We start from the raw sequence: 15,448 nt of genomic DNA on the forward strand, positions 1-15,448 counted from the left end.
CCGAGATGACGATCGTTGTGTTGGCGCTACCTCAAATCGTCGCTGAAACAGACTCGGAGTCCCATTGAACTTTCGACAACTCGCGATGCGGCTCTGGGACAACCCCCAACGGCGTGTCGTCACAGCGCGGCCATCGCGGCTGTCGCCGTTGCCACTGTCTGATCGACATCGTCTTCGGTCAGCGCCGCGCACAGACGTCGATCACCGGTTGCATGCATCGGCTCCAGGACACCGCGGGCAAGCAGACCTCGGTGGTAGCGAGCGTACATCTCGGTATCCACTTCGAGGGCCTCGCGGAAGTTCCGTGGCGCTGTGGGCCGAAAGTACAGGCACCATTCTGAGGACTGACCGACCACACAGGCCGGGACGCCGGTGTCTGCGATCGCCTTGGCCAGGCCTTTGCGCATCCGCTCACCCAAAGCAGACAGCCGCTCGGGTACAGACTCCTCGATCAGGACACCCAAGGTGGCGCGGGCCGCGGCCATCGCGTACGGCGAGGCATTGTAGGTTCCGTCGATGGTGGCGTGTGCGCCGCTGTAGGCGCCCATGTGACTCATGACCGCGTCCACTCCGGCCACCCCGGCCACGGCGAAGCCGTTGGCAATCGCCTTGCCGAAGGCCGTCAAGTCAGGCGTCACGCCGCACACCGACTGGTAGCCGCCGATCGCGGTGCGAAAACCGGTCTTCACTTCGTCGAAGACAAGGAGAGCGCCGCTATTGGTGGCGGTTTGACGCAAGAATTCCAAGAAGCCTGGTTCGGGCGCCACACAACCGAAGCTATGGATGTACGGCTCGCAGAAGATCGCGGCGATAGCGGAAGCGTGGGCGTCGAAGGCGGCCTGCACGCCGGCGGCATCGTTCCAGTCAACGACAATCACATCGGACACCGACCCTGGATGCAGACCCGCGCTGTTCGGGGTGTCTGCGGGGCCGGTGGGAGTTGAGTCGGCACGCGAACCACCGACGGCGAGTTGGTCGTGCCAACCGTGGTAGGAACCGTGAAACTTGAGCACCTTGCGCCGGCCTGTGACCGCACGGGCAATGTGAACCGCGTGCAGGGTGGCGTCGGTGCCGGAGGTGCAGAACGCGACCTTGTCGGCGCAGGGCATATGTGCCGTGACGATCTCCGCGGTTTCGATCTCATTGGCCTGCGGCCCCACACCAGTGAGATCGACCACCGACAGTGCCTGCATGACAGCGCTGTTCACTCGTTCGTCGGTGTGCCCCAGCACGATTGGGCCCCAGGCAAGGAGGTGGTCAATGTAGCGGTTGCCGTCGGCATCCCAAACATAGGCGCCGTGGGCCCGAACGAACACCTGTTCCCAGCCCACGCGGTGGCCCGAGGACGCTCCACGGGGAATCACCGCCCGGGCACGTTCCCATAATTGCTGCTGTGCCGTCAGGGTTTCAGCCATGAATCCTCCTCGAAGCGCATGCGGGGTTGGTGTCGTGAGCCAGTCGATCGGGCAGAATGTGTTGCGCGAAAACGTCACTGACGGATTCGCGACGTTTGATCAACTCCGCCTGTCCACCCGCGACGAGCACTGTCGCGGGTCGAGGTATGGCGTTGTACTGGGTCGCGGCCACCTCGGCGTACATTCCGGCATCCAGGAATGCCACGATGTCGCCGCGCCGCAAATCCGGGACGGCCGCATCGATCACCAGCGGTGCGCCCGTGCATAGTGATCCAACGATGTTGGCCATCGTGCTGTTGGCATCGTGAAGCCGCCCCGCCGCCAACGCGACGTAGTCCCAGTGGTAGAGGTCGATTCGCGGCAGGTCATTGATCGAGGCGTCGACATGGACCCAGCAACGGCCGACGTCCGACTTCACGATGCCGACGCTGCACAACAGCACACCGGCATTGCCCACCAAGAACCGCCCGGGTTCGAGCCACAGTGCGGGGATGTCGCGGCCGACCGTCGAGAGTTGTACCAGCAGGGGCGCGGTGATCGCTTCGGCATACTCGTCGATGTTGTGATGGTTCATCATCGACGCACCACCGGATTCAGGCTCCCGCTCGCGGGCCAGGCCGCCTCCGACATCGATGACCTCGGGCCAGTAACCAGTCCGGGAATAGAGCTCGGCGACATGGCGACCCAGCACGCCCGACCACAGCGCCTGCACCCGCGGGTCCCGCGACTCCCGACCGAGGTGGAAGTGATATCCCTCCAGATGGAGGTCGCCACACTCCTGCACGGCCTGCACCATCTTCTCTGCGGCATCCAGCGAAAGGCCGTTCTCCCGGTCACCGAGGATTGCGTTGAGGTCGGGAAGCCCTTGCTGTAGTGCAGATTCGAACTCAGAGGATTGCAGCCGCAGCCGGATCGCCACGCGACACACGCGGCCTTCGGCTGCGGCGATACTGCGCAACTGCGCGAATTCCTCAGGACTGTCGAGATTCACACACATCCCACGCCGCACCGCTTCGAGCAGTGCCTCGTCGGACTTGTTGGGGCCGTTGAGCGCGATCAGTGCGGGATCGGCGCCGCCGGTGAAAGTTGCATGGATTTCACCGACGCTGAAACAGTCACCACCGGCACCCTCGTCGTGAAAGATCGCACGCACGGCCAGGTTGTTGTTGGCTTTGATGGCGAACATGACGTTGATCGCAGCCGGCCAGCGAGTACTGAACGCGGCCGCGACCCGTCGATAGTTCGCCCGCAACGTCGATTCAGAGATCACGAACAGCGGAGACCCGTACTCGTGCAACAAATCTACTGCACGAATGCCGTCTATCACCAGCATCCCGCTGTTGTCGGCCTCCAGTGTGTCTGTGGGGATACGGACGGCCTCAAGCCGGAGTGCTGACGTCTCGTTCATGCGTGACTGATCATCACATTCTTGATGTTGGTGTATTCCTCGACGGCATACATCGACATGTCCTTGCCGTAGCCCGACTGCTTGAACCCACCGTGCGGGAACTCCACGATGGTGGTGTCGTGCGTGTTGACCCACACTGTTCCGAAGTTCAGGCGCCGCGTCATACGCAGAGCGCGACCCACATTGGCGGTGTAGACCGATGCGGTCAGTCCGTAGTCGCAGTCATTGGCCCACTTGACCGCAGCCTCTTCGTCTTCCACGCGCTGCACCGATATGACCGGCCCGAAGATCTCGCGCTGGACGAGTTCACTACGCTGCTCTGCGCCGGCCATGATGGTGGGCTCGACGAAGAAGCCGCGGGCGCCGGTGCTGCTGCCGCCGGCATGCACCGACGCGCCGGCAGACACCGCACGGTCGATGAAGCCCAGGACACGTTCCTGATGGGCCTTGGTGACGAGCGGGCCCATCTCCACCGATTCGCCGACAGCGGGGTTGTCGACCTTCATCGACGCAGCCTTGGCGGTGAGCCGCTCCAGCAGCTCGTCGTACACCCCGGGGGTGGCCAGGATGCGAGAGGCCGCCATACAGTCCTGGCCGGAATTGCAGAACCCCTTCTCGATGATGCGCCCGGCCGCGGCGTCGAGGTCGGCGTCGTCGAACACCAGAACTGGTGTCTTACCGCCGAGTTCCAGGTGCAGCCGCTTGACCGTGTTGGCAGCGAGGCGGGCGACGTGCTTGCCGGTTTCGGTGGAACCCGTGAGGGACACCATGCGGACGTCGGGATGCTCGACGATACGCTGACCGGCCTGCGGTCCGGTCCCGGTCACGACATTCAACACGCCAGCCGGGAGAATTCCTTCGCTGAGCTCGGCCAGACGCAATGCCGTCAGCGGGGTGGCATCGGCGGGCTTGAGCACAACGGTGTTGCCGGCTGACAGCGCCGGACCGATCTTCCACACGGCCATGCACAGCGGGTAGTTCCATGGGGCGATCTGGCCAACGACACCGATCGGCTCGCGGCGGATGTACGACGTGTGCCCACGGAGGTACTCCCCGGCGGATTTGCCCTCCATGAAGCGGCTGGCCGCAGCGAAGAACCGCAGATTATCGGCGGCCCAGATCATCTCGGTGCGCGCCTGAGTGATGATCTTTCCCACGTTGAGCGAGTCGAGATCCTCGAACTCCTCATGGTTCTCTTCGAGGCGATTCGCCAACGCGATCAGCATCTCCATGCGTTCCTGCGGGGTGGTCTCGACCCACGACTCGAACGCGGTCGATGCTGCAGCCACAGCCCGATCAACATCGGCGACCGTCGACCTCGGCACGGTGGCAATCACTTCCTCGGTGGCAGGATTGAGGATCTCCATCTCCTCACCGTCGCTCGAGCCGACCCATTCGCCGTCGATGTAGCTTCGGTCCTGTCGAACTTTGACGCTCATGTGGTGTTGTCCCTTTCTCAGACTTGCTGGTGCAGGTCAGCGAGTTCGGCTGCGGTCAAGGAGGATCGCGGCGTGTGCGGTTCTCTGGGTTCGATCATCAGGTCGTAGAACGCGTCGTCGGCACCAATGACACGGTGCTCGCGGATCATCGGAAGCGCACGTGCGGGGTTGGCGCTGTCGATCTCGCGGGCCACCCGGTGTCCGTCGAAGATTGCGTCGGCGATGACGCGGGGTTCCAGACAGTCACCGACCCTGATCAGCTTCTCGATGCCACTGCCGGCCAGCGTCTGCTCGTCAGCCATCAACTCGTCGTACAACGTGGTGTCCGAGAGTCTCTGAGTGACAAGTACTACCGCGTCGGCGTCGATTGTCTCGTTGAAAGAATCGGTGTACATCGACGCGATGGATGCGCGCCCTGGCGAGATGGCGGTGAGCATGGTGGACGTCTTGATGCAGACACCGAGATCCAGCAGCGTGGCGATCATCTGAGGGCCCTCACCGCTGGGCGCCATGTAGCCTTCCATGTCGGCACCGGTCTTGATCAAGGTGACCGCCTTGCCCTCTCTGGCAAAACGTTCAGCCAGGCTCGGACCCATGAAGTACCCGTCCGAGTCGAAGATGACCACCGACTCGCCCCGCACCGCAGCTCCACCCCGCAGGATGTCGTCAGGGGTGAGCACCTGATTGGCGGGATCCCCGGCACCGTCGATCGTGCGGTGGGTGATGTTGTTGACGCCGGTGCGATCCCAGTACGCGCCGGTTGCCAACAGCACGATCGAGGCACCGTAGTCGTGAATATCCGCGGCGCTGAGCCTGGTACCTCCGACGAAGGTGACATTGGGCAGCTTGTCGATCAGAATCTGGCGGTGATCGACGACGCGGCGCCACTCCGACAGGCCCCGCAACCGGGATATGTGGTTGAGGTGACCCCCCGGTTCAGCGTCGGCATCGACGACGTGAACGAGTTCGATTCCACGTCGGCCCAGCACTGTAGCCACTTCCAAACCGGAGGGGCCGGCCCCGACGACGAGGACAGCCTGGGCCGGGTCGGCGACCGTCGCGAAACGCTCCGGATGCCAGGCGCGGCGATACTCCTCGCCGACCGTGGCGTTCTGGGTGCACATGATGCGTCCACGCCCGAGGTTGACCCGCGACACACACATGTTGCAACCGATGCACTCGCGAATCTCGTCGGAGCGCCCTTCCTYGATCTTCAAGGGCAGGAAGGGATCTGAGATCGAGGGCCTGGCCGCACCGATGATGTCGAGGTGCCCGGAGGTGATGGCTTTGGCCATCACGTCGGGGTCGGTGAACCGGCCGACGCCCACCACTGGCTTCTTCGTGTGCGGCCGGATCTTCTCCACCCACGGTCGCTGCCAGTTCTGCCCGTACCAGCGCGATGCGCCGGAATCCTCGGGCCAGGTGTCGACCTGGACATCCCAGAGATCGACCAGATCGTCGAACTTCTCGATGAATGCGATGCCCTCCTCTTCTACCCGGATTCCGTCACCCATCCCATAGCTGCGGGTATCAATACAGAATCCGGCGACCAGTGCGGCGCGGCCGTCGACGAGTTCGCGCGTCCGCTCGAACAGTTCGTAGGAGAACCGGATCCGATTCTCGAACGAGCCGCCGTACTCGTCGGTGCGTTTGTTGAAGTACGGCATCAGGAACTGGTAGCCGATCGCGCCTGCCTGTCGATGGTGCAGCCCGACCAGGTCGAAACCGATGTCCAGTGCCCGACGGACCGCGGTGATGTACTCGTCCTGAAGTTCCCGGATTTCGCGCTTGGACATGGCGTAGCACGACGTCTCCGAGAACTCGTTGCCGCGAAGCTGAGAGACACCCCGTCCGGGTAGCCGGGTGGTGAAGCCGCTGTGCCCGACTCCGGGGTAGGCGATCTCGCAGCCGGCGAGTGCGTCGTGCTCGTGGACTCGGTCGACGAGCAGGCGCAGGTTCCGCATGTCGCCCTCGTCGACAAGGCGGTGCAACACCCACGGCGCTTCGTCGCCTTCCATGCTGATGCCGGTGTGGCCGAGATTGATCGCGCCCCAGCCACCCTCGGCGCGCATGGCCCGGTAGTAGGCCTCCGCGCCGGGAAGCTCGGTGCCCAAGTTGGTGGCGTGTGGAGTGGCGTAGAACCTGTTCTTCAGAATCTTGGGACCGACGGCGATCGGCTCGAAGAGGATGTCATGGCGGTGATCGCGGACCGGACGTGACTGGTTTCCGGTGGCGTTCACAGCGCCGACCATCCACCGTCGATGGCCAGCGTCTGACCGGTGATCATCTGGGCCTCATCGCTGACCAGGAACAGCACGGCGCTGGCCTGTTCGGCAGGCTCAATCATCCGCGAGATCGGTTGGACCCTCGCCAACTGATCACGATCCTCTTGCTTGGGCAGATCGAGGAGCACCCCTGGTGTCGCGGTGATCCCCGGTGCTATCGCGTTGATGCGAATACCGTCCTTGGCGTAGTCGATCGCTGCAAGGCGAGTGAGTTGCTGGATACCGGCCTTCGCGGTGGTGTAGGCCGGGGTGTTGAACTCCTTCGGCGACACCGTCAGCCCGAAGATCGATGAGGTGTTGACGATGACACCGCCTCCCCCGGCAACCATCACGGCGAGCTCGTACTTCATCGACAGGAACACGCTGCGCTGGCTGATCCCGATCGTGCCGTCCCACTGCTCTTCGGACGCCTCGTGGATCCGCAGGCCCGCGTAGTCGCCGCCGGCGAGGTTGCCGGTGTTGTTCACTGCGATGTCCAGCCCGCCGTAGGTGTCCACCGCCGTTTGGACCATGCCCTGCACCTCCTCGCCGCGGGTGGTGTCGGCGTGCACGTAAACTGCAGTGCCGCCTTCATCGACAATGGACTGGGCCAGCGTCCGTCCACCGGCGTCGTCGATGTCGGCGATCACCACATTGGCGCCTTCGCGAGCGAAGGCCTGCGCAACCGCCGCGCCGATGCCTGCGGCGGCGCCGGTGACCAACGCGGTCTTGTTTGTGAATCGGCGCGTGCGGTTGTCGTCAGTCATGAAATAGCTACCTGTTCAGAAAATGTGTTGGTCGAGAATCGGACAGAACGTCGGCTCACTTGGCGAAACGCGGCGGAGCGGGCAGCAGGCGCGGATCGTCCCAATAGCGCGTTCCGTAGGCGTACCGGAGGTAGTTCTCGCGGTCAGGGAACGAGACGATCTCGGCCAGGTTGTAATCGGTATAACTTTCGCTGTACTCAGCGGTGCCCTGCGACAGGATCGGGATCTCGCCCAGCGGATCGAACGGAGTGCTGCGCAGCACGAAGGACCCGGTGCCCTCCCGGTGGGTGGTGACGGTATCGGTCTCGTCGAGCCCGTACAGGATCGGGTCGTACTGCAGGCCACCGTCTTCATTGCTGATGAAGGCCTTGACCTCGTAATAGCGCCCCGAACTCGTCTCCTCGCCGAGGTCATCGCCCAGCTCAGCATCGATCTCAAGGAACGTCACGCCGTGCCGGCTCCCATAGCCCCAACGGCGGCGGCCACCATCGGAGTGCAGGCTGGCGTCCGCGGTCTTGCCACCCTCACCCCACACTTCGCGGTTCCAGCTGGTGTTGTTCTGATTCCCGAAGAAACTCGCGATCGGGAAGACCCCGTCGACGCCCTCGTAGGACGCGTGCACGTACACCAGCGCAGCGCTGAAGGTGCCGATTCCGCGGGTCTGCCAGCGAGACACCTCCACAAGGCCGCTCGGCTCTGCCGTCGGCTCCAGGCACGGCGGAAGGACCTCACGCACAAACGCCTCTTCGGTGGTGAAGCCGATGTTGAGCGCCTCGGTCAGGAACTTCGGCTTCGCGAAATACCCCTTCAGCTCTTCGACATCTTGATCGGTTGGCATGTAGCCCATTTCGGATCTCTTTCGATCGGAGAAGTGTGAAGATCAGCGGCGACCTGTGGTGGTCGCCAGCTGATCGGAACGACAGTTCGAGCTTCACACCGGCGGTCAACGGCCCTCCATTGTGCGAACAACAAACTTCGTCACCGCCGTCGACGCTCCACCAATGGAGCCGCAATCACCCCAGGAGCAATTCTGAGATCAGTGGTGCGCTCACCACCTGCGTGGCCGACAGTGCCCGCCGCACCGAGGAGACCACCGTTGTCCGTCGCATCATCTACGCGCCCCGTCACCAGCACCTTCATCGCCACGCAGGACCTGGCGGGCATAACGCGCGGGCGCGCGGTAGCACCAGGGCGCGACCCCGCCGAGGGAACCGGCTGGGTGCCGGCGAACATGGCGCTGACCGCGTTCGGTGACATCGTCTCCGACAATCTGTTCGGGTCTACCGGCGATCTACGTCTGACTCCAGTCGGAGCTGCCGCCGAATTGCCTGACACCACAGCCCCGATGCGGGTGGTGCTCGGAGAGATCACCGAACTCGACGGCGCGGCTTGGGAGTGCTGCCCCCGCTCCTTCGCCCGCAGCGCGTTGCAGAGGCTTCGCGACCAAACAGGACTCACCATGGTGGCGGCGTTCGAACACGAATTCTTCCTCGACGGTCTGGAACCCAGCGCACCCTTCAGCCTGCAGCGGCTACGCCAGGCGGAACCTTTCGGCTCTCAGTTTGTAGAGGCTTTGTCCAACAATGGTTTCCAGCCAGAGAACTGGCTGGCTGAATTCGGCGATGACCAGTTCGAGGTCACCGTTGCGCCGGCGGAGGCGCTCGTGGCCGCCGACCGGGCAATACTAGTTCGCGACATCGCTCGAGATCTCGCTCGCCGCCATGGACTACGTGCGTCATTTGCGCCGATGCGAAATGCGACCACCTCCGGCAGCGGTGCCCACATTCATTTCAGTCTGCTCGACAGTGCCGGTCGACCAGTTCTGTTCGATCCTGAAGCTGCGGCAGAGCTTTCCGAGATCGGCAGAAAGTTTGCGCACGGGATACTGGCTCATGCGCAGGCTGTCACCGCCATCTGTGCACCGACTGTCGCGTCCTATATCCGACTACAACCGGGTCACTGGAGCGTCGGCGGTGTCTTCCTTGGGGATCGCAACAGGGAGGCGCTGTTGCGGATCTGCCCCACCACCGGGACCGAAACAGCCTCCCGCGCTGCACAGTTCAACTTGGAGTTCCGCGCCGCCGACGGAACATGCAACCCGTGGCTGGCGATCGGAATGCTCGTCCACGCCGGCTTGTCCGGTATCCAGAACCTCGACGGTCGATGCCCGGTCTGGCCGGCTGATGTCGATTCCAAGGCTGTCGAATGCGAGGCGCTACCGACAAGCATGGCCCAGGCCCTCGAGCTCTTGGAGAACGACAGTGCCGTCGCGGACTGGCTGGGCGACGAACTCTTGACCACGTTCCTCCAGGTCCGACGATGCGAGTTACAGGCGGTGGCGGGCCTGTCCACGAACGACATCATCGACCAGGTCCGCAGTGTCTACTGAAAACCTGACGCATGTACTCGACACGCTGCAGCTGATCGATCACCACGTTCACGGGGTGCTGACCGACACACCCGAAGACCTCGACTTCTGCAGCATGCTCACCGAGTCACACGCGCCCGCCCACAGCGTCACTCACGGATTCCACAACCCACTCGGGCTGGCGATACGACGCTGGTGCGCGCCGCTTCTCGACCTACCCACCTTCTGCCAGGCCCAGACCTATCTCGATCGGCGTCGTGACCTCGGCAATGACGTCGTGAGTCGGATCTTTCTCACCTCCGCCGGTGTGCATACCTTCCTTGTCGACACCGGGCACGCCGCGGAACGGATCAGTTCGCCGCAACAGCTGGCAACCAGGGCGGGCGCGTACAGCCTGGAGATCCTCCGCCTCGAGAGCCTGCTGGAAGAGGTCGCAGGCAGCGGCATCTCCGCCGCCCGGTTCGCGCAGGAGTTCCAGCGCCGCCTCGCGCAGGCCGTTCCTACCGTCATCGGATTGAAATCGATCGTTGCCTACCGGTACGGACTCGATTTCGACCCGGCGCGCCCAGGCATGACTGAGGTGGCCGCCGCCGCGTCGCACTGGTTTGCCGAGATCGCCAAGTCCGGCACCACACGCGTGACAGACCCCGTGCTGCTGCGCTTCGCCATCTGGTCGGGTATCGACACCGGCTTGCCGCTGCAAATCCACGTCGGTTTCGGAGACCCCGACCTTCACCTGCGCCGCGCCGACCCGCTCGCCTTGACCCAATTCCTTGACGCCACCCGAGGTTCAGGCGCCAAAATCATGTTGCTGCACTGCTATCCGTTCCACCGCGAGGCCGCGTACCTCGCCCACGCCTACCCGTCTGTCTATATCGACATCGGATTGGCGATCAACTTTCTCGGTACCAGTGCGCGCACCATCGTTGCCGAATCCATGGAGTTGACGCCTTTCGACAAATTGCTCTACTCCTCGGATGCCTGGGGCCCAGCCGAACTGCACTATCTGGGTGCTCGGCTCTGGCGAACCGCCACCGGAGAGGCGCTGGGTAGCTGGGTTGACCGCGGCGACTGCTCACCGCAGGATGCCGTCGATATCGCCATCGCGATCGGACAACGCAATGCCGTAGATGCCTACGGGTTGGGCGACTCGCAGTGACCCTCGAGAACCGCCTCTCCACTGCGCTCGAAGGCGCACTGCCGGCCGCAGTCGCGCTCCGTCAGGAACTACATCGGCACCCGCAGGTCTCCGGCAAGGAACTCGACACCTGCGGCCGCGTGCTGCAAGCGCTGCCCGCCGGCGCGGTTCACCAAGCCGTGGCTGATACCGGTGCGGTAGCCAGAGTCGGCGGTCACGGCCCCACCATCGGAATACGGGCAGAACTGGACGCGCTACCCGTCCACGAGCAGTCCGATTACCCGCACGCCTCCGCGCTTCACGGGGTGATGCACGCCTGTGGACATGATGTGCACCTGGCAGCCTTGGTGGCAGTGATGACAGCCATCGACTCCACCGACGGCGCCGTCCCCGCGCTGGCCGTGCTGCAGCCCCGCGAGGAGACGTATCCCTCCGGAGGAAAGGACATCGTTGACAGCGCTGTTCTGCGGCGACACAACACGATCGCCATGATCGGTGCGCATGTACACCCTGGCATCGCGCAGGGCGTCGTCGCGTGCACAACCGGACCGGTCAACGCCTCTTCAGACGAATTCACAGTCACGGTACGCGGCGTCGATGGCCACGCCGCCTACCCTCACATGGGCGGCGACGCGGTGGCGACGCTATGCCATATCGTGGTCGCCGCCCAATCGCTGATCAGTCGAATGACCGACCCGATGGCCAACGCGGTGCTGAGTTTCACTGTGCTGAAGGCAGGCGCCGCGGCCAACGCCATACCCGGCGTCGCCTCCACCAGGGGATCGATCCGCGCCATGACACAGGTAGATCGTGCACGCATCATCGCCGGGCTCTCGGCGTTGGCCGATCAACTAGCCTCCGTCTACGGCTGTTGCGCCGAGGTCGAGTTCGTCGCGGGTGAGCCTGTTCTGACCAACGACCCGGCAATCGCTGGTCGATGCGCACAGCTTTTGCGTGACAATGGGTTCGGCGTGATCGATGACCACCGTTCTGCAGGATCGGACGATTTCGCCTACTACTGCGGTGTCATGCCCGGGCTGATGATGTTCGTGGGCTCAGGGACGCCTTCCACACCCCTGCATTCGCCGCGCTTCGCGCCACCCGATTCGGTTGTTGGCGATGTAGCCCGCGCAATCATGTTCGGCTACCTGGCCGCCCACGCCGTTGCACACCAACCGGATCTCTAAAGGAAGCCCTACCATGACAGACGTCACCGCCGCCGGCACTGCGACGGCCGCCCATTTCATCGAGGCCGAGAGACGGCATGCCGCCCACAACTACAGCCCCCTACCGGTCGTTATTCACAGCGGCGAGGGCGCCTGGGTCACCGATGTCGGTGGTGTGCGCTACTTGGACTGCCTTGCTGGCTATTCGGCGCTGAACTTCGGCCACAGCCATCCACGCCTGATTGGTACCGCGCTGGACCAACTACAGCGCCTCACACTGACCAGCAGGGCCTTTCACCACGACCGGCTTGGCGAGTTTTGCCAGAATCTGGCTGCACTCACGCGCATGCAAAGTATCCTGCCGATGAACACCGGCGCCGAGGCAGTCGAGACAGCGCTCAAAATCGCGCGGAAATGGGCCTACGAAATAAAAGGCGTGTCCGACGGACAGGCCACGATCATCGTCGCCGACGGCAACTTTCATGGGCGCACCACAACCATTATCAGCTTCTCGCAGGATGAGAACGCTCGCGCCGGTTTCGGYCCATTCACGCCAGGGTTCATCACCGTTCCCTTCGGGGACGCAAGCGCACTCCACAAAGCAATCAACGAGAACACCGCAGCAGTCCTGATTGAGCCCATTCAAGGCGAGAACGGTGTGCTGATACCAGCGGATGGCTACCTCAAAGAGGTTCGCGCTCTCTGCTCGAGGGACAACGTCTTGTTCATAGCCGATGAGATTCAGTCAGGTCTGGGCCGAACCGGGCGTACCTTCGCATGCGATCACGAGGATGTCCAACCCGACATGTACACCCTCGGCAAAGCGCTCGGCGGCGGCATTGTGCCCGTCTCGGCTGTAGCCACGCGCACCCACATCATGGACGTCATCCGCCCCGGAAATCATGGGTCCACCTTCGGCGGCAATCCACTGGCGGCCGCGATCGGAAACGAGGTGGTCAACATGCTGTCGGACAACACCTTCCAGGGCCATGCCGCCCATCTAGGCGATCAGCTGCACGCAGGTCTGGCGCCGCTCGTCGGCAATGGAGTCACCTCGGTTCGGGTCCGCGGCCTGTGGGCCGGTATTGATATCGACCCGGCATGGATGACCGGCCGGCAGGTGTGCCTGCGCTTGATGCAGCGCGGAATTCTGGCCAAAGACACCCACCGATCCACGGTGCGACTCGCTCCGCCCCTGGTCATCACGGAAGAGGAGCTGCAATGGATGATCACTCAGTTCACCGCCGCGCTCAGCGACGGCCCTATCCGCGTGGATTGACATCGGCACACACTGCGCCTGACGACGACGTTCAGGACACCGCATTGACGCGGCCGCGCGTCGGGAAACATGAGCCGGTTGCCGACCTCGTACGGTCGAGCATCAACGAACTGAGCACGGGAGAACGCAGGGTAGCCGATGCACTTCTCGCGGCCTATCCGATCGCTGGTCTCGAGACCGTCGCTCAACTTGCGCTACGGGCCGGTGTCAGCTCACCGACCGTCCTGCGTTTCACAGTCCGCATCGGCTTCCCCACGTTCAGCGATTTACAGGTCCGACTGCGATGCGAAGTGCAGGAGAGTCTCGGTTCGCCGGCCAAACAATATGAGTCGCTCCACGACAACGTGGCACCCTCCCATCCGGCTTTCGGCGCTGGGGTCCGCGATCTGCTTGTCGCTACGATCCATCAGGCTTTCGACGATCTGCCCACCGGCGAACTGCAACGCATCGCAGAGACCGTTGCCGACCGAGGCAGACGAATCACGCTGATCGGTGGTCGGTTCAGCAAGATACTTGCCACGTATCTCGGGGCGCACCTGCAGATGCTGCGCCTGGGGGTACAGGTGATCAACGAAGATGAACTCGTAGCCCTCAACAGTCTGGCCTCGGTACGCAAGAAGGACTTACTCATCGCCTACGATTTCCGCCGATACGACGTCGAGGTCATCAAGTTCACTCGTGCGCACCATGACACTGGTGGCGAAGTACTTCTGCTGACCGACAGCGGCCCATCGCCCATCGCCGCGGTGGCCAGCACTGTGCTCACCACCCCCGTGGACTCCGTGTCGCCGTTCGACTCTCTGGTACCGGCGTTGGCCATGACCGAGGCACTGATCGCCGCGACGGCGGTGCTATGCGGCGAACAAGGCCGCCGACGCGTCAACGAGTTCGAACGGCACCGAGACGCATTGCGCTGAAAAATGCCTCGCCATCGTAGATCCAACCGCTGGCCTACCAAGGCTTGTGGACACACCTCTGCATCGACCATTCCGGCTGTGTCCACATCACGTGCAGTCGCCGGGCCGCGGCGGTGTGTGCACATACATCCGGGAACCCTGCCGAGTCAGGTGGAACCTGCCACAACCATGGGCACCGGCCAAACCGCACCGCACCGCGCCAGCAGCTTCGACGGCGTTCTCGACGAGGTCTGTGCACATATGATCGTTCAACGCGCGGGGGTGACGTCCAGCCCCTGGTGCCAGTTGATCCCTCAACGTCGATCGGTGAGATGAGTGTGCATCGGGAACGCGCGCTATCTCAGACCTGGTAGCCGGTCGACGTCGACGGTTGACGGTGACCAAACCCGGTGCAGTGGCAATGACGTCGGGGATGCGGTCGACCAGTTGAGTGCGGTCGTCAACTGGGTGGGAAACGCGCCGTTGGACACGACGGGTGCGGGCCCCTGCCGAAGGAGTGGCCTGAGCCATGGCACAACCGTCGGAGGTGTTGACCGAGCAAACCCGAGCAACTAGGCGACCCTAGCGCTGTTGGCCTTCAAGGCGCGCATTCTCTTCACTCGGCGCTCCGAGCCCGGATGCTGTCGACGCATGTATCGCAACGGCGTTGTGCGTGCGCCTCACCGGCGGTGAAACCACGCCGTCGGCTACCTCGCTTACCAGCCGCGTTCGGCGAGCCGGTGGGGCGCCGCGATGTCCTCCACGTTGATACCGACCATGGCCTCGCCCAGACCGCGCGACACCTTGGCCAGCACATCGGGATCGTCATAGAAGGTGGTGGCCTTCACGATCGCCGCCGCACGCGCCGCCGGGTCACCGGACTTGAAGATGCCCGAGCCCACGAACACACCCTCGGCGCCGAGCTGCATCATCATCGCCGCATCCGCAGGCGTGGCGATACCACCGGCGGTGAACAACGTCACCGGCAGCTTGCCCGCGCGGGCCACCTCGACGACCAGATCGTAAGGCGCCTGCAGTTCCTTGGCCGCCACGAACAACTCGTCCTCCGACAGCGAACCCAGCCGGCGGATCTCGCCGCCGATCTTGCGCATGTGGGTGGTCGCGTTCGACACGTCGCCGGTACCGGCCTCGCCCTTGGAACGGATCATCGCCGCACCCTCGGTCAGCCGGCGCAGCGCCTCACCCAGGTTGGTCGCCCCGCACACGAACGGCACGGTGAACTTCCACTTGTCGATGTGGTTGGCGTAATCGGCCGGGGTCAGCACCTCGGACTCATCGATGTAATCC

At 63.6% G+C, this 15,448-nt stretch carries 12 protein-coding genes; 5 read left to right on the forward strand and 7 right to left on the reverse strand.

What is annotated here, in order from left to right; genetic code table 11:
• Nucleotides 1–119: 119 nt before the first annotated feature.
• Genes AC1DTF_RS23775 through AC1DTF_RS23800 form a run of 6 tightly spaced genes read right to left on the reverse strand, consistent with a single transcriptional unit; the run spans nt 120 to nt 8,131 of the window.
• The gene (locus AC1DTF_RS23775) at nt 120–1,415 is read right to left on the reverse strand and encodes an aspartate aminotransferase family protein (protein WP_477475846.1); all 1,296 of its coding nucleotides are present in this window, start codon (nt 1,413–1,415) and stop codon (nt 120–122) included.
• The gene (locus AC1DTF_RS23780; RefSeq protein WP_477475847.1) at nt 1,408–2,823 is read right to left on the reverse strand and encodes a diaminopimelate decarboxylase family protein; all 1,416 of its coding nucleotides are present in this window, start codon (nt 2,821–2,823) and stop codon (nt 1,408–1,410) included. Before AC1DTF_RS23780 ends, AC1DTF_RS23775 begins: the two co-directional genes overlap by 8 nt.
• Complete coding sequence (locus tag AC1DTF_RS23785; RefSeq protein WP_477475848.1) at nt 2,820–4,262, reverse strand: aminobutyraldehyde dehydrogenase; 1,443 nt, start codon at nt 4,260–4,262, stop codon at nt 2,820–2,822. The genes AC1DTF_RS23780 and AC1DTF_RS23785 overlap by 4 nt, the downstream gene beginning before the upstream one ends.
• A 17-nt stretch (nt 4,263–4,279) precedes the next feature.
• The gene (locus AC1DTF_RS23790; RefSeq protein ID WP_477475849.1) at nt 4,280–6,502 is read right to left on the reverse strand and encodes an oxidoreductase; all 2,223 of its coding nucleotides are present in this window, start codon (nt 6,500–6,502) and stop codon (nt 4,280–4,282) included.
• Complete coding sequence (locus AC1DTF_RS23795) at nt 6,499–7,293, reverse strand: SDR family NAD(P)-dependent oxidoreductase (protein ID WP_477475850.1); 795 nt, start codon at nt 7,291–7,293, stop codon at nt 6,499–6,501. The genes AC1DTF_RS23790 and AC1DTF_RS23795 overlap by 4 nt, the downstream gene beginning before the upstream one ends.
• A gap of 55 nt (nt 7,294–7,348) precedes the next feature.
• A complete protein-coding gene (locus AC1DTF_RS23800) occupies nt 7,349–8,131 on the reverse strand; it encodes an acetoacetate decarboxylase family protein (protein WP_477475851.1) in 783 nt (260 codons plus the stop codon).
• A 231-nt stretch (nt 8,132–8,362) separates the two neighbouring features.
• Here AC1DTF_RS23800 and AC1DTF_RS23805 point away from each other — a divergent pair, with 231 nt between their 5' ends.
• The 5 genes from AC1DTF_RS23805 to AC1DTF_RS23825 are packed head-to-tail and all read left to right on the forward strand — an operon-like array spanning nt 8,363 to nt 14,161.
• Nucleotides 8,363–9,682, forward strand: a complete 1,320-nt coding sequence (locus AC1DTF_RS23805) for a type I glutamate--ammonia ligase (RefSeq protein WP_477475852.1) — start codon at nt 8,363–8,365, stop codon at nt 9,680–9,682.
• The gene (locus tag AC1DTF_RS23810) at nt 9,672–10,820 is read left to right on the forward strand and encodes an amidohydrolase family protein (RefSeq protein WP_477475853.1); all 1,149 of its coding nucleotides are present in this window, start codon (nt 9,672–9,674) and stop codon (nt 10,818–10,820) included. Before AC1DTF_RS23805 ends, AC1DTF_RS23810 begins: the two co-directional genes overlap by 11 nt.
• On the forward strand, nt 10,817–11,986 hold the full coding sequence (locus AC1DTF_RS23815) for a M20 metallopeptidase family protein (protein ID WP_477475854.1): 1,170 nt from the start codon (nt 10,817–10,819) through the stop codon (nt 11,984–11,986). The genes AC1DTF_RS23810 and AC1DTF_RS23815 overlap by 4 nt, the downstream gene beginning before the upstream one ends.
• Before the next feature lie 13 nt (nt 11,987–11,999).
• Nucleotides 12,000–13,244, forward strand: coding sequence for an ornithine--oxo-acid transaminase (gene rocD / locus AC1DTF_RS23820; RefSeq protein WP_477475855.1), 1,245 nt, complete (start codon nt 12,000–12,002; stop codon nt 13,242–13,244).
• Nucleotides 13,187–14,161, forward strand: a complete 975-nt coding sequence (locus AC1DTF_RS23825) for a MurR/RpiR family transcriptional regulator (protein ID WP_477475856.1) — start codon at nt 13,187–13,189, stop codon at nt 14,159–14,161. Before rocD ends, AC1DTF_RS23825 begins: the two co-directional genes overlap by 58 nt.
• A gap of 695 nt (nt 14,162–14,856) precedes the next feature.
• On the opposite strand, the gene AC1DTF_RS23830 is transcribed toward AC1DTF_RS23825, so the two are convergent.
• A partial coding sequence (locus AC1DTF_RS23830; RefSeq protein ID WP_477475857.1) for a beta/alpha barrel domain-containing protein occupies nt 14,857–15,448 on the reverse strand: 592 nt, incomplete at its 5' end.

This window comes from Mycobacterium sp. P4_H6, assembly GCF_056400845.1.